Origin of the sequence: Sphingomonas sp. CFBP 13603, assembly GCF_014892665.1 — a bacterium.
In the GTDB taxonomy this organism is placed as follows: Bacteria; Pseudomonadota; Alphaproteobacteria; order Sphingomonadales; family Sphingomonadaceae; genus Sphingomonas.
Genome location: NZ_JADBIA010000002.1, coordinates 193,856 through 214,990, shown reverse-complemented (window position 1 = coordinate 214,990; position 21,135 = coordinate 193,856). Strand labels below are relative to the sequence as shown.

Below are 21,135 nucleotides of genomic sequence, written 5' to 3'. Positions count from 1 at the left end.
TGAACCATGGTGTCCTTTTCGCGCTTGTACCGCGCTCCCGTCCTCATCCCCGTCATCCTCGGCCTCGCCATTCCGGCGAGCGGCCAGATGGCGACGCAGCAGGCCGTATCCACCCCCACGAAGGAAGCGCCGACGCTTCCCGAGCTGCCGGGAATCGATACGACCGCGTGGCTCTACAAGGGCAGCGATCTCACGCGGGATCCGGAGTGGAAGTTCGGCACGTTGCCCAACGGCATGAGGTTTGCGGTGCGCAAGAACGGCGTGCCGCCCGGCCAGGTGTCGGTGCGCGTGCGGATCGATGCGGGCTCGCTGAACGAGACCGATAGCGAGCGGGGCTTCGCGCATTTTATCGAGCATCTGTCGTTCCGCGGCTCGGAATACGTGCCGGATGGCGAGGCGAAGCGGGTATGGCAGCGGTTCGGGGCGACCTTCGGCTCTGATACCAACGCGCAGACGACGCCGACCTCGACCACGTTCAAGCTCGACCTTCCGTCGGCGACCGAGTCCGGCCTCGACGAGAGCCTGAAGATCATGTCGGGGATGATGGAGAAGCCGGTCATCACCGACGCGTCCGTCACCGCCGAGCGTCCGGTCGTGCTGGCGGAACAGCGCGAGCAGCCGGGGCCACAGGTGCGGTTCGGCGATGCGATCCGCGCGACGTTCTTCGCCGGCCAGCCGCTCGCGGATCGCTCGCCGATCGGCAACATCAAGACGCTGGAAGCCGCCACTGGTGCTACGGTGAAGGCGTTCCACGATCGCTGGTATCGGCCCGAGAACACCGTCGTCATCATCTCGGGCGACATGGATCCGGCGTTGTTCGGGCGGTTGATCGTCAAGAACTTCGCGGACTGGAAAGGTGTGGGGCCGTTCACGCCCGCGCCCAGCTTCGGCAAGCCCGATCCGAAGGCGCCGGTCTCCGCGACGATCGCAGAGCCGGCTATTCCCGCGGTGGTGACGCTCGGCGTCGTCCGTCCTTGGGAGTATAAGGACGATACCGCGATCATGAACCAGAAGCGGCTGGTCGACGTGCTCGCCACCCGGCTGATCAGTCGGCGGCTCGAGACGCGGGCGCGCGCAGGCGGGAGTTTCCTTCAGGCGGGCGTGTCGATCGACGACGTCTCGCGCTCGGCGAACCTGACCAGCGTCAACATCGTGCCGATCGGCACCGACTGGGAGGCGGCGTTGAAGGACGTCCGCGCGGTGATCGCCGACGCGCAGACCAACGCGCCGAGCCAGGCCGAAGTCGACCGCGAATATGCCGATTTCGACACGATCATGCGAACCAGCGTCGAGACCGCGCGGGTCGAGGCGGGGTCGAAGCAGGCGGACGACATGGTCGGCGCGCTCGATATCCGCGAGACGGTGGCGGGGCCCGAGACGTCGTACAAGATTTTGCAGGACGCCAAGGCGAAGGGCATGTTCACGCCCGCCACGCTGCTCGCATCGAGCAAGGCGATCTTCGAGGGGACCGCGACCCGGGCGCTCGTGAATACGCAGACGCCGGATGCGGGGGCTGCGGCGAAGCTGGCGACCGCGTTGAAGGCGGACGTTTCGGGTCTTGCCGGCAAGCGTCGCGCGCAGGCTGCGGTCGACTTCTCGAAGCTGCCGTCGCTCGGCAAGCCGGGCGTCGTCGCCAGCCGCGAGAAGATCGCCGCGTTCGACATGGCGCAGGTGAACTTCGCCAATGGCACGCGCGTGCTGCTGTTCCCGAACGCGGGCGAGACTGGCCGCGTGTATGTGCGCGTGCGGTTCGGCGGCGGCTATACCGCGATCCCGTCGAACCGGCCGACGCCGGCGTGGGCGGGCGATCTTGCGCTGGTTGCGGGTGGTATCGGCAAGCTCGACCAGGGCGATCTCGACCAGCTGACCGCGGGGCGGCGGATCGGGCTCGACTTCGGGATCGACGACGATGCGTTCACGCTCAGCGCGATCACGTCGCCGGCGGATTATGCCGATCAGTTGCGGCTGATGGCGGCGAAACTCGCGTTCCCGGCGTGGGATCCGGCACCGGTGGCGCGTGCTCGTGTGGCAGCGCTGGCGGGGTTTGCCGGGTATGATTCGTCGCCCGACGGCGTGTTGTCGCGGGACCTTGAGGGGCTGCTCCGCGCGGGTGATCCGCGTTGGGGTACGCCGTCGAAGCCGACCGTCGAGGCGCTGAATGCGAAGGACTTCCGCGCGTTCTGGGAGCCGATCCTGAAGACCGGGCCGATCGAGGTCTCGATCTTCGGCGACGTGAAGACCGAGGATGCGATCGCGGCGGTGGCGAAGTCGTTCGGGGCGATGAAGCCGCGGACGGCGGTGTCGACGGTCGGTGCGCCGGTCGGCTTCCCGGCGCACAACACGACGCCGGTGATGCGGGCGCATACCGGGCCGGAGAACCAGGCGGCGGCGGTGATCGCATGGCCGACCGGCGGCGGGATCGACAACATCGTCGAGGCGCGGCGTCTCGATGTGCTGGCGCAGGTGTTCAGCGACCGCCTGTTCGAGCGGCTGCGGCAGGCGGCGGGCGCGAGCTACAGCCCGAACGTGTCGAGCCAGTGGCCGGTGGGCATGAACACCGGCGGGCGGATGGTCGCGATCGGGCAGGTGGCGCCGGACAAGGTGTCGTTCTTCTTCCAGATCGCCCGCCAGATCGCGGCGGAGCTGGTGTCGACGCCGATCGCGGCGGACGAGCTGGACCGGATCAAGAAGCCGATGGGGCAGTATATCCTGCGCGCCTCGACCGGGAACCAGTTCTGGTTGCAGCAGCTTGGCGGCGCGACGTTCGACCCGCGGCGGATCGCGGCGACGCAGCGGATCGCTTCGGACTTGGTGGCGACGACGCCGGTGGAGTTGCAGGCGACCGCGGCGAAGTATCTACGGCCGGAGAAGGATTGGACGATGGCCGTGGTGCCGGCTGCGACTTCGGCGAAGAAGTGACCGCTTAGTCCCTCTCCCCGCCGGTAAGAGGGAGGGAGGAGCCACTTGGCGACGGAAGGGTGAGGGGCTTTGGCGGAGGCGTTGCGAGCCTCACGCCCCTCACCCTCCCACGCGCAAGGGCACGTGGGCCCCTCCCTCTCCCCGGAGGGGAGAGGGTTATTTGTAGAGCGCGTCCAGCCTCTCGCCGTAGGCCTGTTTCAGAACGTGGCGGCGGATCTTCAGGCTGGGGGTCAGTTGCTCGTTCTCGATCGTGAACGGGCCGTCCGCGAGCACGAACCTCCGCACGCGTTCTGTTACCGTCAGGTCCTTGTTCACCCGCTCGACTGCATGCCCGATCGCCGTGCGGAACTCGCTGTTCTCCGCTAGCCGTGCGAAACTGCACGCGTCGCCGTTGCCCGCACACCATTCTTGCGTCCATTCGGGATCGGGCACGATTAGCGCGACCATGTACGGCCGTTTGTCGCCGGCGATCATCGCCTGCGCGATTTCGGGCTGGAGCGTCAGCATGCCCTCGACCTTTTGCGGGGCGACGTTCTCGCCCTTGTCGTTGATGATCAGGTCTTTCTTGCGGTCGGTGATGCGAATCCGGCCGCGGTCGTCGATCTCGCCGATGTCGCCGGTGTGGAGCCAGCCGTCCTGCAGCACCTTGGCGGTCTCGGCATCGTTGCGCCAATAGCCGTGCATGACGAGTTCGCCGCGGACCAGAATCTCGCCGTCCTCGGCGATCCGGACTTCGGTGTCGTTGAGCGCGGGGCCGACCGAGTCCATGCGGACGCCGGCCTTGGGGCGGTTGCACGAGATGACCGGCGCGGCTTCGGTCTGGCCGTAACCTTGCAGGAAGGTGAGGCCGAGCGCCTCGAAGAACAGGCCGACTTCGGGATTGAGCGGGGCACCGCCGGATATCATCGCCTTCAACCTGCCACCGAACTTCTTCGAGATCTTCGGCTTGAACAGGGTGGCGACGGCCGCCTGCATCGGCCGGTCGATCAGGCGGAGGCGGCCGGCATAGCGTTTGCCGCCGATGTCGAGCGCCTGCCGCAGCAGGTACGCGGACGCGCCGCCCTGTTTCTCGATCGTCTTCGAGATGCGCGTGCGAAGGACTTCGAACAGGCGGGGGACGACGAACATGATCGTCGGGCGCGTTTCCTCGATGTTCGCGGCGAGCTTTTCCAGGCCTTCCGCGTAGTAGATCTGGCCGCCCAATGAGATCGGGAAATGCTGGCCGCCGGTGTGTTCGTAGGCATGGCTAAGCGGCAGGAACGAGAGGAAGACCTCGTCGTCCCAGCCGAAATCCTCCGAGATGACGGATGCGCAGCCGGCGCAATTGTGGAGGATCGCGCCGTGGTGCTGCATCACGCCGCGCGGCGCGCCGCCGGTGCCGCTCGTGTAGATGATGCAGGCGAGGTCCTCGCGTTCGAAGTCGGCGCGGGCGGCGGCGGTTTCGGGGGCGGTCTGGTGCGCGGCGATCAGCGCGTGCCAGTTGTGGAAGTCGATCCCGGCGGGGACCTTCATGTCCTCAAGGCCGATCACGGTCTGCGCCTGATTCGAGCGGATGACCGCGGGGAGCAGTGTCTTGGCAAGCTTGGCGGTCGAGACGATGATCGCGCAGGCGCCAGCGTTCTCGATGATGTGGAGGTGATCGCGCTCGGTGTTGGTGACGTAGGTCGGCACCGTGATGCAGCCAGCCGCCATGATCGCGAGGTCGCTGAGGCACCATTCGGGGCGGTTCTCGGCGACCAGCATGACGCGGTCGCCGCGTTTCAGGCCTATCGCGGTTAGCGCGGTGGATAAGCTGGCGACCTGACGCGCGGCTTCGGCCCAGCTGGTGGCGACCCAGGTGCCGCTCGTTTTGGTCCAGAGGAACGGCGCGTCGCCTTTCTCGGCGGCGCGCGCGAAGAACATCGTGACGAGATTCGGGAAGCGTTCGAGCTGGCGGGCCATTGTCTCTCCTGACGTGCTCTGCGAGCTTGCCTTGGCGGGGGTGCTCGATCTTTGGGGTGGTATAGCCCGTCCGAACGCCTACGTCATGCCGGGCTTGTTCCGGCATCCGCCGTTCCGCGATCTCTCTGGCGTCGAGTACGCGGAACGGTGGACCCCGGAACTAGTCCGGGGTGACGGAAAGAGTTCTTATTCCGGTGCGCGCTGGAGGGCGCCGACGCGCTGGATCTTGGTAACCGAGCCGTCCTCTGCGATCGCGACGCCTTCGCTGCGCGGATCTGCTGCGCCGACCCATTTGCCGCCTACGCGCTCGATCGCGTTTGCCTTCAAGCCGAGTGCTGCGACCTGGACGGTCTCGCCTAGCGCCTGCAACGCGGGAACCATCGTCTCGCGTTCGGTGCCCTTTTCCGCCGCGGCAACGTGGCCCGGCGCATACAGCAGCCCGAGCGCGATCGAATCCTGCGCGGACAGTTTCCAGTCGACCACGCCGATGATCGCCTTCGCGACCTGCGCGATGATCGTCGAGCCGCCTGCCGCGCCAACCGCCAGGCGCACCTTGCCGTCGGGACCGTAGACGATCGTCGGCGACATCGAGCTACGCGGGCGCTTGCCACCCTCGACGCGGTTGGCGACCAGCGCGCCATCCTTGACGGGGACGATGTCGAAGTCGGTGAGCTGGTTGTTGAGGACCGTACCGTCGACGGTGATGCCGGAGCCGAAATAGCCTTCGACGGTGGTGGTCACCTCGACGACGTTGCCGCGCGCGTCGACTGTGGCGATGTCGGTGGTGCCGGGGACTTCGCTGACCGGGGCGCGGGTGCGCGCGGGGGCGCCGGGGGGCGAGCCGGGCGCGATGTTGGCCATAGTCTTCGCGGGGGAGATCAGCGCCGAGCGCGCTGCGAGATACTTGGTGTCGAGCATGCCCTGCACAGGCACGCGGACGAAATCGGGATCGCCGACGTACAGGTCGCGGTCGGCATAGGCGAGGCGCGAGGATTCGGCGAACAGGTGCCAGGCTTGCGCGCTGTCCTTGCCGAGTTTGCCCATGTCGAAGCGTTCGAGTTGCTTCAGGATCATCAGCACGGTGATGCCGCCGGACGAGGGCGGACCCATCCCACAGACGCGGTAGACGCGGTATTTGATGCAGACCGGCGGGCGCGACTTGGCGTCGTAGCTGGCGAGGTCGCCTAGCGTCATCTTCGAGGGGTTGCGGGCGGCGGTGTTGACCGCGGTGACGATCTTCTGTGCCTCGGGGCCGACGTAAAAGCTGTCGGGGCCTTGGGTGGCTATGCGCTGGAGGAGGGCCGCCTGCTGCGGGTTCTTGATCGTTGCGCCGATGGCGATCGGTGAGCCGTCGGGGGCGGAGAAGAGCTTGCGCGTCTCGGGTGTGATGTGGTCGCCGTATGCCGTCATGCCGTTGACGAGGCGGGGGGAGGCCTGGAAGCCGTTCGTCGCGAGCCGGATTGCGGGGGCGAACAGTTGCGCCCAGGGGAGCTTGCCCGAGGCGCGATGCGCCAGCGCCATGCCGCGGAGTGCCCCGGGGATGCCGACGCTGCGGCCGCCGGGGACTGCGTCGCTGTGGCTCAGCGGCGTGCCGTCGGGGGCGTAGAACCAGCGTGCGTCGGCTGCGGCGGGGGCCTCTTCGCGCGCGTCGATCGTGCTGAGCGCGCCGCCGGCCGCGTGGGAGATCCAGAAGCTGCCGCCGCCGATGCCGGAGCTTTGTGGTTCGACGACGTTGAGCGCCAGCATCGTCGCGATCGCGGCGTCGGTCGCGCTGCCGCCGGCTCGGAGGATCTCGACGCCGGCGGCCGCCGCGCGGGGGTCGGCGGCGCTGACCATGCCTTGGTCTTTGGCCGGGGCGGGGGCGGGCTGGCGTGCCTCCGTGGTGGCAGCGGGCAGGATAAGGGCGAGCGCGAGGAGGGAGGTCTTCATCGCGGGCGAGCCTAGCGCGGTTCGAATACGAGGCAAGCATTCACCTCGAACTTCCCGTCGTCCTGGGCTCGACCCAGGATCCAGAGCCACACAGGGCGACATCTGTGGCTCTGGATCCCACCGTTCGCTGGGATGACGGGAGGAGCCGGGATGACGGAAGCGGCTTAGCGCGCGTCGACTCCTACCGCGTCGCCGGCCGACGCAAATCCGTCGCGGGTGAGCAGCGCGTCGAGTTCGCGCAGGATGCGGGCGGGGAGGCCGGGGCCTTCGTAGACCAGCGCGGTGTAGAGCTGGACGAGGCTCGCGCCGGCGCGGAGGCGGGTATAGGCTTCGGCGCCGCTGTCCACGCCGCCGACCGAGATCAGGGGGATCCCTGCGCCGGTCGCCTTGCGGAAATCCGACAGGCGTTGGCGAGCTAGCGGGACGAGCGGGGCTCCGGACAGGCCGCCGGTCTCCTTCGCATTGGCTGAGCGCAAGCCGGGGCGGGAGATCGTGGTGTTGTTGACGATCAGCGCGTCGATGCGGTTGTCGAGTGCGGCGCCGGCGATGTCGTCGATATCGGCAGGTTCGAGGTCGGGGGCGACCTTGAGGAAGATGGGCGTCGTGCCCTTGGCGGCGGTGCAGGCGGCGAGGAGGTCGCGGAGCGCGGCGCCGTGCTGGAGATCGCGGAGGCCTGGGGTGTTGGGGGAGCTGATGTTGATGGTGATGTAGTCTGCGTGGGGTGCGGCTCTGGTAACGCCGTGGACATAGTCGGCTGTGCGATCCGAAGCGTCCTTGTTCGCGCCGACGTTGATTCCGAGAACGCCGTCCCGCTTTGCGCTCTGTGCCCGGGGAAGCGCGCCATTGAGGCCGCCATTGTTGAAGCCCAAACGGTTGATCACCGCACGGTCTTCGGGAAGGCGGAAGATGCGGGGCTTGGGGTTGCCAGGCTGGGCGAGCGGCGTGAGCGTGCCGATCTCGACGCTGCCGAAGCCCAACCCGAAGAACCCGTCGATCGCGCGGCCGTCCTTGTCGACCCCTGCCGCCAAGCCGACCGGGTTGGGGAAGGCGATCCCCGCCACGGTCGTCGCGAGCCGCGGTACGCTGGGGGCGAGCGGCGTGCCGGCCTTCCCCCATGCGCCCAGCGCGGCGATGGTGAGGGTATGCGCGCGCTCGGCGTCGAGACGGAAGAGGATCGGGTGGTAGAAGGCCATGCGCGCTCTTAGGCATATCGGCTGGAGCGGCCAAACCCTTCTTCCGTCACCCCACATTCTCCGTCACCCCAGCCTCCGTCACCCCAGCGAAAGCTGGGGGTATCCATGTTCGAGGCGCCCGACCCAAACCAGGAGGCCCCAGCTTTCGCTGGGGTGACGGGTGGTCGGGGGACGGTGCTGAAAGAGGGCGCGCGGGGCGACCAGAAATGCCCAGCCAGTTGCGAGTCGTTAGCACCCCTGGCCGGGTTGACGATGCACTGCACAAAGCCCATTTGACCAATCGGATCATATCGGTCCGATTGGACTCCGAAGCCACCATGCGTCTTTCCAGCCTAGCCGACTATGCGGTCGTGATGATGAGCGCCGCGGCGCGTCATTGCGGCGGTATCGCGCGGCTGAACGCGACGCTGCTCGCGGAGGAGACCGGCGTGCCGCTGCCGACCGTGCAGAAGCTGGTGAGCCGGCTGTCCGCCGCGGGGCTGATCGAGAGCACGCGGGGCACTGGGGGCGGCTTCCGCCTGTCGCGCCCGCCCGCGATGATCTCGCTCGCCGACATCATCGAGGCGGTCGAAGGCCCGATCGCACTGACGTCGTGTGTCGATGGCGCATCGCAGGATTGCTGCGTCGAGCAGACGTGCAAGGTGAAGCCGCACTGGAACGCCGTCAACGGCGCGGTCCGCGGTGCGCTCGCCGGCGTGTCGCTCGCCAGCCTTTCGCAAGCCCCCCTTTCGCAGGTGCCCGCATGACCTTGCGCGCAGCGCCCTATCCCTTCCTTCGCGCCTTTGCGCCTTCGCGTGAGAAGATTCTGTGCACGCAAAGGCGCAAAGGCGCGAAGATTTACGAGAGCCGCGCCGCGGCGGAGATGGAATGATGGCTACCCGGAACGCAGAGGCATACGCCGCCGCGAACAAGACGTACGAGTGGGGCTTCTCCTCGGACATCGAACAGGAATTCGCGCCGAAGGGTCTGTCGGAAGACACGGTGCGCTTCATTTCCGCCAAGAAGGGCGAGCCGCAGTGGATGCTCGACTGGCGGCTGAAGGCGTTCGGACTGTGGCAGACGATGGAGGCGCCGGACTGGTCGAAGCTCAACGTCCCCCCGATCGACTACCAGGACGCGTATTATTACGCCGAGCCCAAGGCGAAGCCGAAGCTCGGGTCGCTCGACGAGGTCGATCCGGAGATCCTGCGCGTCTACGAGAAGCTCGGCATTCCGATCGGCGAGCAGAAGATGCTGGCGGGCGTGGTCGAGGATCCGCTGAACGAGGACGGCACGCCCAAGCGTCGCGTTGCAGTCGATGCGGTGTTCGACAGCGTCTCGGTCGCGACCACGTTCCGCAAGGAGCTCGAGGCTGCGGGCGTGATCTTCCGCTCGATCTCCGAGGCGATCAAGGAATATCCCGACCTCGTGCGGAAGTGGCTCGGCAAGGTCGTGCCGCAGCGCGACAATTACTTCGCGACGCTGAACTCGGCGGTCTTCTCCGACGGCACCTTCGTCTACATCCCGGAGGGCGTCCGCTGCCCGATGGAGCTGTCGACCTACTTCCGCATCAACGCCGAGAATACCGGGCAGTTCGAGCGCACGCTGATCGTCGCGGACAAGGGGTCGTACGTCTCGTATCTCGAGGGCTGTACCGCGCCGATGCGCGACGAGAACCAGTTGCATGCCGCCGTGGTCGAGCTGGTCGTGCTCGACGATGCCGAGATCAAATATTCGACCGTGCAGAACTGGTATCCGGGCGACGAGAACGGCGTCGGCGGGATCTATAATTTCGTCACCAAGCGCGCATTGTGCCAGGGCAAGAACTCGAAGGTCAGCTGGACTCAGGTCGAGACCGGCAGCGCGATCACGTGGAAATACCCGTCGTGCGTGCTGCTCGGCGATGGTTCGGTCGGCGAGTTCTATTCGGTCGCGGTGACGAACAATCGCCAGCAGGCCGATACCGGCACGAAGATGATCCACCTCGGCAAGAATACGCGCTCGACGATCGTGTCGAAGGGGATTTCGGCGGGGCGTTCGGACAACACGTATCGTGGGCTGGTGCGTGTCGCGCCGACTGCGGAGGGTGTACGGAACTTCACGCAGTGCGACAGCCTGCTGCTCGGCGACCAGTGCGGCGCGCATACCGTGCCGTACATCGAGGTCCGCAATCCCTCCGCGCAGATCGAGCATGAGGCGACGACGTCGAAAATCTCCGAGGACCAGCTGTTCTACGCGATGTCGCGCGGGCTGGACCAGGAGGCGGCGGTGGCGCTGATCGTGAATGGCTTTGCGCGGGAGGTGCTGCAGCAGCTGCCGATGGAGTTCGCGGTGGAAGCGCAGAAGCTGCTGGGGATTTCGCTGGAAGGCTCCGTGGGGTGACCCTTTGCTCCCGTCATTCCCGTCTTCGCAGGAATGACGGGATGGGGTTGGGGCAGTCTGCGCCGCGCATTTTAGAGATTTGGAATTGGGCTACATTCGATGCTGAAAATTGAAAACCTCCACGCCGAAATCGACGGCAAGGAAATCCTCAAGGGCCTGTCGCTGACCGTGAACGCGGGCGAGGTGCACGCGATCATGGGGCCGAACGGGGCGGGCAAGTCAACGCTGGGCTATGTGCTCGGCGGACGGCCCGGCTATGAGGTCACCGCCGGGTCGGTGACGTTTGACGGTGTCGACCTGCTCGAGCTGGAGGCGCATGAGCGCGCTGCGGCGGGCGTGTTCCTCGGCTTCCAGTATCCGGTTGAGATCCCCGGCGTGTCGAACGTCCAGTTCCTCCGCGAGGCGCTCAACGCGCAACGCGCGACGCGCGACGAGAAGCCGCTGTCGGGGGGCGAGTTCCTCAAGCTCGCGCGCGGGCAGGCGGATCTGCTCGGCATGGACTACGACATGCTCAAGCGGCCGGTGAACGTCGGCTTTTCGGGCGGCGAGAAGAAGCGCAACGAGATGGTCCAGATGGGCATCGTCAACCCGAAGTTCGCGATCCTCGACGAGACCGATTCAGGGCTCGACATCGATGCGCTGCGCGTCGTCGGCGACGGCATCAACCGCATCATGCGCGCGCCCGACAAGGCGGTGCTGCTGATCACGCACTACCAGCGGTTGCTGGATTACGTGGAGCCGGACTTCGTCCACGTGCTGGCGGACGGCAAGATCGTCCGCTCGGGCGGTAAGGACCTCGCCAAGCAGCTCGAGAGCGAAGGCTATGTGGGGATCGCCGCGTGACGATGCTGCTCGACCTTCCCTCGACGCGCGAGGAATCGTGGCGCTGGGGTGATCCGGCGGCGATTGCGGCCGCGGCCGGACTGCGGCGCGGCGCCGCGCTGGACGCGGATGCGTGGTTTATGGACCTGCCGGGTGCGCGTGCGCTGTTCGTTGACGGCGTGCTGGATCAGGGTCGAAGCGATCTGCGCCACGTCACGATGACGGCGATCCATGGCGGCGAGCATGCGCTCGGTCGTCGTACAACGGGCAACGGTTGGTCGATCCGGGTCGAGGCGAACGCCGGCGTTGAGCTTCTCCAGATCGTCCACATTGCGACCGGTGGCGAGAACCAGCTTCCGGCGGAGATCGTGCTGGCTGACGGCGCGAGCGCTTCGGTGGTCGAGACCTATGTCGGGGCAGGCTGGTCGAACCGGTCTACGCGAATGATGCTTGGCAAGAGCGCTAAGCTGACGCGCGCGGTGCGGTTGCTTCAGGCCGGTGGTTTCGTGTCGTTGCGCGACGAGGTCGAGATCGGTGCCGAGGCGAGCCTGATCGTCACTGTGTTGGGCGCGGGCGATGCCGGGACGCGGATCGATGGGGCGATCACGGTGACGGGTGACGATGCGTTCGCCGAATATGGCGGCGCGTTGCTGACGCGGAACGACCAGCGGCAGGAGTGTGCGGTGTCGGTCCGGCATGCGGCGCTGAACGGGCAGAGCAAGCAGATCTGGCGTGCGGTGGCTGCGGACAAGTCGACCGCAAGTCTTGCGGCGCGGGTCGAGGTCGCGCGCGATGCGCAGAAGACCGACGGCGTGCAGTCGCTCCGCGGGTTGCTGTTGCAGCGTACCGCGACGGTGAACCTGAAGCCCGAGCTGGAGATCTTCGCGGACGACGTGAAGTGCGCGCATGGCGCGACGGTCGGCGAACTCGATCAGCGCGCGCTGTTCTACATGCAGAGCCGCGGGATCCCGCATGCCAAGGCGCAGGCGCTGCTCACGCGCGCGTTCGTCGGCGATGCGTTCGTGCAGATCGCGGACGAGACGGTGCGCGAGGCTTTCGTGGCGGATGCGGATGCGTGGCTGGAGCGGGCATTATGAGCGTGATCGCCGACGTTCGACCCCTGGATCGCCTGTCGGACTTCCCCGCGATCCCGGAGGGCTGGGCGTATCTCGATACCGCCGCGACTGCGCAGAAGCCGCAGGAGGTAGTTGACGCGATCACGCGCGCATATGGCGAGACCTACGCCACCGTGCACCGCGGCGTGTACCAGCGTTCTGCCGACATGACGGTCGCCTACGAAGCTGCACGGAAAGCCGTCGCGCGGTTCATAGGTGCCGGGTCGCCGGACGAGGTCGTCTTCGTCCGTGGTGCTACCGAAGCGATCAATCTGGTTGCGCAGTGCTGGGCCGGGACGCAGTTGAAGGCGGGCGATCGCATTCTGCTCTCCATGCTTGAGCATCACTCGAACATCGTGCCTTGGCAGATGGTCGCGGAAGCGCGCGGCGTCGCGATCGACGTGTTGCCGCTGACGGCCGACCACCGCATTGATCTCGACGCGATGGAGCGGATGATCACGCCGGCGCATAAGCTGGTCGCGCTCGGGCATGTCTCGAACGTGCTCGGCTCGGTGCTCGATGCCAAGCGCGCCACCGAGATCGCGCATTCGGTCGGCGCGAAGATCCTGCTCGATGGCTGCCAGTCGGTGCCGCGGATCGCGGTCGACGTGAAGGCGATCGGCTGCGATTTCTACGTGTTCTCTGGGCACAAGCTGTACGGGCCGACCGGGATCGGCGTGCTGTGGGCCAAGCCGAAACTGCTCGACGCGATGCCGCCGTACCAGGGTGGCGGGTCGATGATCGACAAGGTGTCGTTCGCGAAAACCACCTATGCGCCGCCCCCGGGGCGGTTCGAGGCGGGGACGCCGCATATCGTCGGTGCGCTTGGGCTGCATGCGGCGATCGACTATGTCGAGAGCATCGGGCTCGACGCGATCCATGCGCACGAGACTGCACTGGTGACCGCCACGCGTGAGGCGCTGTCGGGGATCAATTCGGTGCGGCTGTATGGCCCGGCGGACTCGGCGGGGATCGTGAGCTTCACGATCGAGGGGGTTCATCCGCACGACATCGGCACCATATTGGACGAGGAGCGCGTCGCGATCCGTGCCGGCCATCACTGCGCGCAGCCGTTGATGGAGGCGCTGGGCGTCGAGGCGACGGCACGCGCGAGTTTCGGCGTGTATAACGGGCCGGCGGACGTCGAGGCGCTGGTGCGCGGTATCGAGCGAGTAACGAGGATATTCGGATGAGCGATCGGTTCGAGATCGAGGAAGTGGATGCCGTCGCATCGCCGCCCAAGGCGCGCGTCGTGATGGAGACGGACTCCGACGCGGAGCGGAAGCGCGATTATCTCGCGGGTTTCCTGGCGCAGAAGCCGCAGGTGGATTCGCCCGGCGAGCCCGGTGGCGCGGTGTACGATGCGATCATCGACGCGTTGAAGGAGATCTACGATCCCGAGATCCCGGTGAACATCTATGACCTGGGACTGATCTACGGCGTCGAGGTGACCGAGGACGGGCATGCGGTGGTGGCGATGACGCTGACGACGCCGAACTGCCCGGTCGCGGAGTCGATGCCGGCGGAGGTCGAGATGCGGGTTGGGTCGGTGCCGGGAGTTGGGTTCGCGGAAGTGAACCTAGTCTGGGATCCGCCCTGGGATCCGCAGAAGATGTCGGACGAGGCGAAGCTCGAGCTGGGCATGCTGTAACTTCTGCTTCCCCTCCCGCAGGCGGGAGGGGGCAGGGGGTGGGCACGCGCTCACCTCGCGAACGACAGTTTGAGTGGCTGGCCGGGAGCCCACCCCCGGCCCCTCCCGCTTACGGGAGGGGGGAAGGAAGGACGATCATGGCGACGACATTGCGAGCACGGCCGGCGGCGCTGAACCTCACGGAGACGGCGCATGCGCGGATCGCCGACCTGATGGCTCGGGCTCCGGAGGATGCGATCGGGGTGAAGCTGTCGACGCCGAAACGTGGGTGTTCGGGGCTGGCCTATTCGGTGGACTACGTCACCGAGGCCAAGCCTTTCGATGAGCGGATCGACACGCCGGGGGGGACCTTGTTCGTCGATGGAGGGTCGATCCTGTATCTGATCGGCTCGACGATGGACTGGGTCGAGGACGACTTCACCGCGGGGTTCGTGTTTCAGAATCCAAACGCCAAGGGTGCTTGCGGGTGTGGGGAAAGCTTCACGGTCTGAGAGTTGCCGTAAGGTAGCGTGTTTCCCCGCGAAGGCGGGGACCCAGGCTGGGCTCCCGCCTTCGCGGGAGAACAAGGACGAGCGGACTGCCGTTCGATTTCGTCACCCCTTCTACCACCCCGGCGAAGGCCGGGGCCCAGTTGGGAAACGCTGCTGACATTGCGCTGCGCATCGTCACGATGACCTTGCCAACTGGACCCCGGCCTCCGTCGGGGAGGATATTGACGCTCAGGTAAGTGGTTGGCCGCTGGCCTTGCCCCCCGGTCCCGTCCTGTGCCACTTCCCGCGCAACAAAAGGGGATATCCGTGGCCAGTCTGTTTCGCCGAAAAATCGTCACCGAGCAGCCGCCCGAGCATCAGCTCGCGCGGACGCTGTCGTGGCCGCATCTCGTGGCGATGGGCGTCGGCGGGATCGTCGGCACCGGCATCCTGACGCTGATCGGCGTCGGCGCAGGGCTCGCCGGGCCGGCCGTGATCCTTTCGTTCGTCATCGCCGGCGGCATCTGTGCCTGCGCGGCGCTCGCCTATGCCGAGATGGCGACGATGATCCCCGCCTCGGGCAGCGCGTACACCTACAGCTACGTCGTGCTCGGCGAACTGATCGCGTGGGTGATCGGCTGGAGCCTCATCCTCGAATATTCGCTCGTCGTGTCGACCGTCGCGGTCGGCTGGTCAGGCTATGCCGCGCCATTGCTGCGCGGCGCGTTTGGGTTTCCCGAGGCGCTGACGCTCAGCCCCGAACTCGGCGGCATCCTCAACGTCCCTGCGATCTTCATCATCGCCGTCGTCGCGGGCGTGCTGTCGTTCGGCACGCGCGAGAGTGCGACGTTGAACGCGGTGCTGGTCGGCGTGAAGATGATCGCGCTCGCCGTGTTCGTGTTCATCGCGCTGCATTATTTCAATAGCGCCAACCTCCACCCGTTCATGCCCTACGGTTTCCCCAAAGCGGTCGCCCCCGATGGCGCCGAACGCGGCGTCATGGCGGCGGCAGCGATCATCTTCTTCGCCTTTTACGGCTTCGATGCGATCTCCACCGCGGCGGAGGAAACCAAGAACCCGGGCCGCGATCTCGCGATCGGGATCGTCGGGTCGATGGTCGCGTGCATCGCGATCTACATCCTCGTCGCGGTCGCCGCGGTCGGCGCGCTGTCGTACACCAAGTTCGCCGGCAGCGCCGAGCCGCTCGCGCTGATCCTCCGCGAGATCGGCCGCCCCGGGTTCGCGACCTTCCTCGGTGCTTCGGCCGTGATCGCGTTGCCAACGGTGCTGCTCGCGTTCCTGTTCGGGCAGAGCCGGATCTTCTTCACGATGGCGCGCGATGGTTTGCTCCCACTCAGCCTCGCCAAGGTTTCCAAGCGAGGTGCCCCGGTCCGCATCACCTGGATCACCGCGGCGATCGTCGCGGTGATTGCAGGCCTGTTGCCACTCGCCGAGATCGCCGCGCTCGCCAACGCGGGGACGCTCGCGGCGTTCGTCGCGGTCTGCGCCTGCATGCTCGTGATGCGCCGTCGTGCCCCCGACACGATCCGTACATTCCGCGCGCCCGCGGCGACGCTGGTCGGCACGATCGGTATCCTCGGCTGCCTGTATCTCTTCTTCAGCCTGCCCTCGAAGACGCAGCTGTATTTCGGGCTGTGGAACCTGCTCGGACTCGTGATCTACTTCGCCTACGCGCGGCCGAGGGCGCTCGCCAAGTGAGCGGCTGGACGATCGGCATCATCGGCGGCTCTGGGCTGTACGCTGTCGATGGAATCGAGGATGGGCGCTGGCAAACGGTCGAGACGCCTTGGGGCGAGCCGTCCGATGCGATCTTTACCGGGCGCGTTGGGCATGTCGGGGTGGCGTTCCTGCCGCGGCATGGGCGGGGACACCGGATCTCGCCGTCGGAGCTGAACGCACGGGCGAACATCGATGCGTTAAAGCGGCTTGGCGTGACCGACGTTCTGGCCGTGTCCTCGGTCGGGTCGCTTGTCGAACAGCGGCCGCCAGGGAGTTTCACCGTCGTCGACCAGTTCATCGATCGCACCAAGGGGCGGCCGTCAAGCTTCTTCGGCACCGGCCTAGTCGCGCATGTCTCGATGGCGGACCCGGTTTGTCCGCGACTGTCGCGCTATGCCGCCGACGCCGCGCGTGAGGCGGGCGCGCAGGTCGACGACCGCGGTACCTATCTCGCAATGGAAGGTCCGCAATTCTCGACGCGCGCGGAAAGCAGGCTCTACCGGCAATGGGGTTGCGACGTGATCGGGATGACCGCGATGCCCGAGGCGAAGCTCGCGCGGGAGGCGGAGCTTCCGTACGCGCTGGTCGGCATGGTGACGGATTACGATTGCTGGCGTGAAGACGAGGCGGGCGTCGATGTGGCGCAGGTCGTGGCACAGCTTGGCGCGAATGCGGCGAAGGCTCGGGCGATGGTGATGGCGTTGCTGCGCGCGTTGCCAGTGGAGCGTGAGGCTTCGCCGATCGATACGTGCCTCGATAGCGCGATCATCACGGCGCGGGAGGCTCGCGATCCGGCGTTGGTGGCGAAGCTGAATGCCGTGGCGGGGCGGGCGCTTTCTCGGGGCTGAGGTTTAGCCTCACCCTCACCCTTCCCTCTCCCGATGGGAGAGGGGGAGACGCCGAAGGCGGAGAGGGTGAGGGCAGGGGGCGCTAGCGTCGGCGCTTGGAACCCTGGGCTCCCGCTTTCGCGGGAGAACGAAATTGGGCGGCGCTTCGTGAAAAGTTCGTCATTCGCGGCCTTCGACATATCCCTGCAACATATCGGGGCGAAGGGGAGTGCGTCGCCGCTCCCTCTCCCCCTGTGGACGGCGACTTGACCGGGTCTCCCCTGTCCCGGTCTTCTCCCTGAACTACGGGGCGATCCTTGCGGTCGCCCCGCCTTTTTTGTTCGGGAGCGAGTGCGTCTGGTCTTCGTTGGCTCGCGCAAACCGTCCTTCATCATCCGCAAATACACGTCATCCCAGCGAACGCTGGGATATCCCTCGTGGTAGGCGACGTGTGCCTCACGGGAATATCCCAGCTTTCGCTGGGATGACGGTAGTTGTCTGGGCTGAAGCGGAGTCGTCCCGGATCGCTCCGGGACGACGTTGCAGCCTTACGCGGCCAGCTTGCGCAGGACGTAGTGGAGGATGCCGCCGTTGAGGAAGTATTCCAGCTCGTTGACGGTATCGATCCGGCACTTGGTCTGGAACGTCTCGCTGGTGCCGTCGGCGCGGGTCATCTTGACCGTGACGTCCTGGCGCGGGCGGATGCTCGCGACGTCGAGGATCGTGAACGTCTCCGAGCCGTCGAGGCCGAGCGTCTTGCGATCGGTGCCCTCGGCGAACTGCAATGGCAGCACGCCCATGCCGACCAGGTTCGAGCGATGGATGCGCTCGAAGCTCTCGGTGATGACCGCGCGGACGCCGAGTAGGTTGGTGCCCTTCGCCGCCCAGTCGCGCGACGAGCCGGTGCCGTATTCCTTGCCGGCGACAATGACGAGCGGGGTGCCGTCCTGCTTGAAACGCATCGCGGCGTCGTAGATCGCCATGACTTCGCCGTCGTACTTCGACATGCCGCCCTCGATGCCGGGGACCATCTCGTTCTTGATGCGGATGTTGGCGAAGGTGCCGCGCATCATCACGTCATGGTTGCCGCGACGTGCGCCATAGCTGTTGAAGTCCGCCTTGCTGACCTGATGCTCCTGCAGGAAGCGGCCTGCGGGGCTGTCGGCCTTGATCGAACCGGCCGGCGAGATGTGATCGGTGGTGATCGAATCGCCGAGGATCGCGAGCGGCTTGGCGTCGATGATGTCCTGCACGGGCGACGGGGTCATGCTGAGGCCCTCGAAATAGGGCGGGTTGGCGACATAGGTCGAGCCTGCACGCCATGCGTAGGTGTCAGACCCGGTGACGTCGATCTCGCGCCACTTGGCGTCGCCCGCATAGACGTCGCCGTAGCGTGCACCGAACATGCCAGCGTCGATGTTGGCGTCCATCGTCGTGCGGACTTCCTCGTTGGTCGGCCAGATATCGCGCAGATACACGTCCTGCCCGTCCGAACCCTGGCCCAGCGGCGTCTCGATCATGTCGGTCGTGACGGTGCCCTTGATCGCATAGGCGACGACGAGCGGCGGCGAGGCGAGGAAGTTGGCGCGGACGTCGGGCGACACGCGGCCCTCGAAGTTGCGGTTGCCCGAGAGGACCGACGCGGCGACGAGGTCGTTCTCGTTGATCGCGGCCGAGATGGCAGGCGCCAGAGGCCCCGAGTTGCCGATGCAGGTGGTGCAGCCGTAACCGACGAGGTTGAAGCCGAGCGCGTTCAGGTCCGCGGTCAGCCCAGCCTTGTCGAGATAGTCGGTGACGACCTGCGAACCGGGGGCGAGCGAGGTCTTCACCCAAGGCTTCGACTTGAGGCCGAGTGCGTTGGCCTTGCGTGCGACGAGCCCTGCGGCGACCAGAACCGACGGGTTCGACGTGTTGGTGCAGCTCGTGATCGCGGCGATGACGACGTCGCCGTCGCCGATGTCATGCTCGCGACCCTCGACCGCGACGCGGGCGGGCTGCTCCTTGTGGTACAGCTTATGGAGGTCGCTGTTGAACACCTCGTCGACCTTGTTGAGGCTGACGCGGTCCTGCGGGCGCTTCGGGCCGGCAAGCGAGGCGACGACGGTGCCCATGTCGAGTTCGAGCGTGTCGGTGAAGACGGGGTCCTCGGCGTTCTCGTCGCGCCAGAAGCCGTTCGCCTTGGCATAGGCCTCGACCAGCTCGACATTCTCGTCCGAGCGCGCGGTGAGGCGCATGTAGTCGAGCGTCTTGTCGTCAATCGGGAAGAAACCGCAGGTCGCGCCGTATTCGGGCGCCATGTTGGCGATCGTCGCGCGATCGGCGAGCGTCATCGACGACAGGCCGGGGCCGAAGAACTCGACGAAGCGGCCGACCACGCCCTTGGCGCGCAGCATCTGCGTGACGGTCAGCACCAGATCGGTGGCGGTGATGCCCTCGTTGAGCTTGCCGAGCAGCTTGAAGCCGACGACTTCGGGGATCAGCATCGACACGGGCTGGCCGAGCATCGCGGCCTCGGCCTCGATCCCGCCGACGCCCCAGCCGAGCACGCCGAGGCCGTTGATCATCGTGGTGTGGCTGTCGGTGCCGACCAGCGTGTCGGGATACGCGATCATCGTGCCGTCGCCGTGGTCGCCCGAGCTAGCCGACGACCAGACGGCCTGGCCGATATATTCGAGGTTCACCTGATGGCAGATACCGGTGCCGGGGGGGACGACCTGGAAATTGTCGAGTGCCTTGCTGCCCCACTTGAGGAACTCGTAGCGCTCGATGTTGCGCTCGTATTCGAGGTCGACGTTGTCGTGGAATGCCTGCGGCGTGCCGAACTCGTCGACCATCACCGAGTGATCGATGACGAGGTGGACGGGGACCTGCGGGTTGATCTTCTCGGGGTTGCCGCCGAGCTTGGTCATCGCGTCGCGCATCGCGGCGAGATCGACCACGCAGGGAACACCGGTGAAATCCTGCATAAGTACGCGGGCGGGGCGATACTGGATCTCGCGGTCGCTGCGACGCTCCTTCTGCCAGTCGACGATCGCCTGGATATCCTCGCGCGTGACGGTCACGCCGTCCTCGAAGCGCAGCAGGTTCTCGAGCAGCACCTTCATCGAGAAGGGCAGGCGGCTGATGTCGCCGAGCTGTTCCGACGCCTTGGCGAGGCTGTAATAGTCGTACGACTTGCCGCCGGTGGAGAGGCTGGTGCGGGTCTTGAGGGTGTCCTGGCCGATGGCAGTCATAGGGGTCCTTCCCGTGGGCGTCGGGCCGCCGGGCGCCGAGGGGAAAGCAGCCGTATAGGCCACGCGGGCGCGTCGGGGACCGAGCGAAAAATGCTGTTACCGGAGGGGCCTTAGCAAGGGGGAGCGCATCGGGGAAGGGCACGGGTGCCTGTGCGACGCGGTAATCTTCGCGACCCCCCACGGCTTGGCTAGGCTCGGCTCGCGTGCGGCGTCGGGCTTTCGGCGGCGCGTTATAGAGTCAGGCCGGTCCGTCGGTCTGGTGGATGCCACTGGCGTCGCGCAGGAACGCTTCCATGCGGTCCAGCGCCGACGGCGTCAGCGTCACCGCGCCACCCTCCGGATAGGGCGCGACCTGCGCGTCGGCGACGAGGTGCGCGAGCCAGCGCTGGCCGACGCCCGGCGGCGTTCCGGTCAGCGTGATCAGTTGCGTCTCGGACAGAGTATCGCCCTTCGCCTGCGCGACGAACAGGCGCAACATCATGTTCCAGGCATGTTCGTCGAAGATCTCGCTGGGAAACACCTCCGACCGCAAGGCGCGCACGTGGATGAGGTTCTCGGCGGTTTGTGCGGACGTTGTTTGTGCCGATTCGGTTTTGTTTGCCATGGCGGATGCTAAGCGCGGCGAAGACGGCACGCCATAGCGTAAAGGGCAATTTTGTGGCTGATCCAAGTCAGTTGGCGCCGCTATAACCTGGTGTATTGCGGCCTCCCGGCGGAGCGCCGATCAGGGAGCATGGCGGTTGAGCGAGAAGATGCCGAGGCGTTGCGCGATGCGGTCGCACGAGCGCTGCTGATCGCCGACGAGCGACGGGATCACCTCGTCGGTGCGTTGCTGGCCCAGTGCCTCGATGAACTCGACCGGCCGTTGGCATGGGACGGTTGACCGACACGCCCGTATTCAGGCCGCGCGTGCACCATGGCGTTCGACGTTCTT

Annotated in this window: 16 protein-coding genes; 11 read left to right on the top strand and 5 right to left on the bottom strand. The window is 66.5% G+C overall.

The window, feature by feature from the left end; genetic code table 11:
• Positions 1-6: 6 nt before the first annotated feature.
• Positions 7-2,919, top strand: coding sequence for a M16 family metallopeptidase (locus IFR23_RS03820; protein WP_192974777.1), 2,913 nt, complete (start codon positions 7-9; stop codon positions 2,917-2,919).
• A 156-nt stretch (positions 2,920-3,075) separates the two neighbouring features.
• On the opposite strand, the gene IFR23_RS03815 is transcribed toward IFR23_RS03820, so the two are convergent.
• The 3 genes from IFR23_RS03815 to IFR23_RS03805 all read right to left on the bottom strand — a co-directional run bounded on the left by IFR23_RS03815 (position 3,076) and on the right by IFR23_RS03805 (position 7,982).
• The gene (locus IFR23_RS03815; protein WP_192974776.1) at positions 3,076-4,860 is read right to left on the bottom strand and encodes an AMP-dependent synthetase/ligase; all 1,785 of its coding nucleotides are present in this window, start codon (positions 4,858-4,860) and stop codon (positions 3,076-3,078) included.
• Positions 4,861-5,046: 186 nt separating this feature from the next.
• Entirely contained in the window at positions 5,047-6,789 is a 1,743-nt protein-coding gene (gene ggt, locus IFR23_RS03810; RefSeq protein ID WP_192974775.1) for a gamma-glutamyltransferase, read from the bottom strand.
• 164 nt (positions 6,790-6,953) lie between these two features.
• Entirely contained in the window at positions 6,954-7,982 is a 1,029-nt protein-coding gene (locus tag IFR23_RS03805) for a quinone-dependent dihydroorotate dehydrogenase (protein WP_192974774.1), read from the bottom strand.
• A 317-nt stretch (positions 7,983-8,299) separates the two neighbouring features.
• Between IFR23_RS03805 and IFR23_RS03800 the strand changes: the two genes are divergently transcribed.
• The 9 genes from IFR23_RS03800 to IFR23_RS03760 all read left to right on the top strand — a co-directional run bounded on the left by IFR23_RS03800 (position 8,300) and on the right by IFR23_RS03760 (position 16,989).
• Positions 8,300-8,728, top strand: coding sequence for an SUF system Fe-S cluster assembly regulator (locus IFR23_RS03800; RefSeq protein ID WP_060523825.1), 429 nt, complete (start codon positions 8,300-8,302; stop codon positions 8,726-8,728).
• Between the two features lie 124 nt (positions 8,729-8,852).
• Entirely contained in the window at positions 8,853-10,343 is a 1,491-nt protein-coding gene (sufB, locus tag IFR23_RS03795; protein WP_192974773.1) for a Fe-S cluster assembly protein SufB, read from the top strand.
• Positions 10,344-10,442: 99 nt separating this feature from the next.
• Positions 10,443-11,186 carry a Fe-S cluster assembly ATPase SufC gene (sufC, locus tag IFR23_RS03790; protein ID WP_056057662.1) on the top strand — a complete coding sequence of 248 codons (744 nt, stop codon included), beginning with the start codon at positions 10,443-10,445 and terminating at the stop codon, positions 11,184-11,186.
• Positions 11,187-11,188: 2 nt separating this feature from the next.
• Complete coding sequence (locus tag IFR23_RS03785; RefSeq protein WP_192975009.1) at positions 11,189-12,262, top strand: SufD family Fe-S cluster assembly protein; 1,074 nt, start codon at positions 11,189-11,191, stop codon at positions 12,260-12,262.
• Positions 12,259-13,473 (top strand): cysteine desulfurase, encoded by a 1,215-nt coding sequence (locus tag IFR23_RS03780; RefSeq protein ID WP_192974772.1) that lies wholly within the window; start codon positions 12,259-12,261, stop codon positions 13,471-13,473. The genes IFR23_RS03785 and IFR23_RS03780 overlap by 4 nt, the downstream gene beginning before the upstream one ends.
• A complete protein-coding gene (locus IFR23_RS03775) occupies positions 13,470-13,931 on the top strand; it encodes an SUF system Fe-S cluster assembly protein (RefSeq protein ID WP_056057670.1) in 462 nt (153 codons plus the stop codon). The genes IFR23_RS03780 and IFR23_RS03775 overlap by 4 nt, the downstream gene beginning before the upstream one ends.
• 137 nt (positions 13,932-14,068) lie before the next feature.
• Positions 14,069-14,422 carry a HesB/IscA family protein gene (locus IFR23_RS03770; protein ID WP_060523833.1) on the top strand — a complete coding sequence of 118 codons (354 nt, stop codon included), beginning with the start codon at positions 14,069-14,071 and terminating at the stop codon, positions 14,420-14,422.
• A 306-nt stretch (positions 14,423-14,728) separates the two neighbouring features.
• A complete protein-coding gene (locus IFR23_RS03765) occupies positions 14,729-16,120 on the top strand; it encodes an amino acid permease (protein ID WP_192974771.1) in 1,392 nt (463 codons plus the stop codon).
• Positions 16,117-16,989, top strand: coding sequence for an S-methyl-5'-thioadenosine phosphorylase (locus IFR23_RS03760; RefSeq protein ID WP_192974770.1), 873 nt, complete (start codon positions 16,117-16,119; stop codon positions 16,987-16,989). Before IFR23_RS03765 ends, IFR23_RS03760 begins: the two co-directional genes overlap by 4 nt.
• Before the next feature lie 527 nt (positions 16,990-17,516).
• On the opposite strand, the gene acnA is transcribed toward IFR23_RS03760, so the two are convergent.
• Together acnA and IFR23_RS03750 are read right to left on the bottom strand one after the other, a co-directional pair.
• Positions 17,517-20,201 carry an aconitate hydratase AcnA gene (acnA, locus tag IFR23_RS03755; RefSeq protein ID WP_060526615.1) on the bottom strand — a complete coding sequence of 895 codons (2,685 nt, stop codon included), beginning with the start codon at positions 20,199-20,201 and terminating at the stop codon, positions 17,517-17,519.
• A 238-nt stretch (positions 20,202-20,439) separates the two neighbouring features.
• Positions 20,440-20,805 carry a hypothetical protein gene (locus IFR23_RS03750; RefSeq protein WP_107962787.1) on the bottom strand — a complete coding sequence of 122 codons (366 nt, stop codon included), beginning with the start codon at positions 20,803-20,805 and terminating at the stop codon, positions 20,440-20,442.
• A 129-nt stretch (positions 20,806-20,934) separates the two neighbouring features.
• Between IFR23_RS03750 and IFR23_RS03745 the strand changes: the two genes are divergently transcribed.
• The gene (locus tag IFR23_RS03745) at positions 20,935-21,084 is read left to right on the top strand and encodes a hypothetical protein (RefSeq protein WP_192238977.1); all 150 of its coding nucleotides are present in this window, start codon (positions 20,935-20,937) and stop codon (positions 21,082-21,084) included.
• Positions 21,085-21,135: the final 51 nt, after the last annotated feature.

Excerpts from the sequence above, each read along its gene's own strand:
- IFR23_RS03820 (WP_192974777.1), top strand. The coding sequence starts at position 7 with ATGGTGTCCTTTTCGCGCTTGTACCGCGCTCCCGTCCTCATCCCCGTC.
- IFR23_RS03815 (WP_192974776.1), bottom strand. The coding sequence starts at position 4,860 with ATGGCCCGCCAGCTCGAACGCTTCCCGAATCTCGTCACGATGTTCTTC.
- ggt (WP_192974775.1), bottom strand. The coding sequence starts at position 6,789 with ATGAAGACCTCCCTCCTCGCGCTCGCCCTTATCCTGCCCGCTGCCACC.
- IFR23_RS03805 (WP_192974774.1), bottom strand. The coding sequence starts at position 7,982 with ATGGCCTTCTACCACCCGATCCTCTTCCGTCTCGACGCCGAGCGCGCG.
- IFR23_RS03800 (WP_060523825.1), top strand. The coding sequence starts at position 8,300 with ATGCGTCTTTCCAGCCTAGCCGACTATGCGGTCGTGATGATGAGCGCC.
- sufB (WP_192974773.1), top strand. The coding sequence starts at position 8,853 with ATGGCTACCCGGAACGCAGAGGCATACGCCGCCGCGAACAAGACGTAC.
- sufC (WP_056057662.1), top strand. The coding sequence starts at position 10,443 with ATGCTGAAAATTGAAAACCTCCACGCCGAAATCGACGGCAAGGAAATC.
- IFR23_RS03785 (WP_192975009.1), top strand. The coding sequence starts at position 11,189 with ATGCTGCTCGACCTTCCCTCGACGCGCGAGGAATCGTGGCGCTGGGGT.
- IFR23_RS03780 (WP_192974772.1), top strand. The coding sequence starts at position 12,259 with ATGAGCGTGATCGCCGACGTTCGACCCCTGGATCGCCTGTCGGACTTC.
- IFR23_RS03775 (WP_056057670.1), top strand. The coding sequence starts at position 13,470 with ATGAGCGATCGGTTCGAGATCGAGGAAGTGGATGCCGTCGCATCGCCG.
- IFR23_RS03770 (WP_060523833.1), top strand. The coding sequence starts at position 14,069 with ATGGCGACGACATTGCGAGCACGGCCGGCGGCGCTGAACCTCACGGAG.
- acnA (WP_060526615.1), bottom strand. The coding sequence starts at position 20,201 with ATGACTGCCATCGGCCAGGACACCCTCAAGACCCGCACCAGCCTCTCC.
- IFR23_RS03750 (WP_107962787.1), bottom strand. The coding sequence starts at position 20,805 with ATGGCAAACAAAACCGAATCGGCACAAACAACGTCCGCACAAACCGCC.
- IFR23_RS03745 (WP_192238977.1), top strand. The coding sequence starts at position 20,935 with ATGGCGGTTGAGCGAGAAGATGCCGAGGCGTTGCGCGATGCGGTCGCA.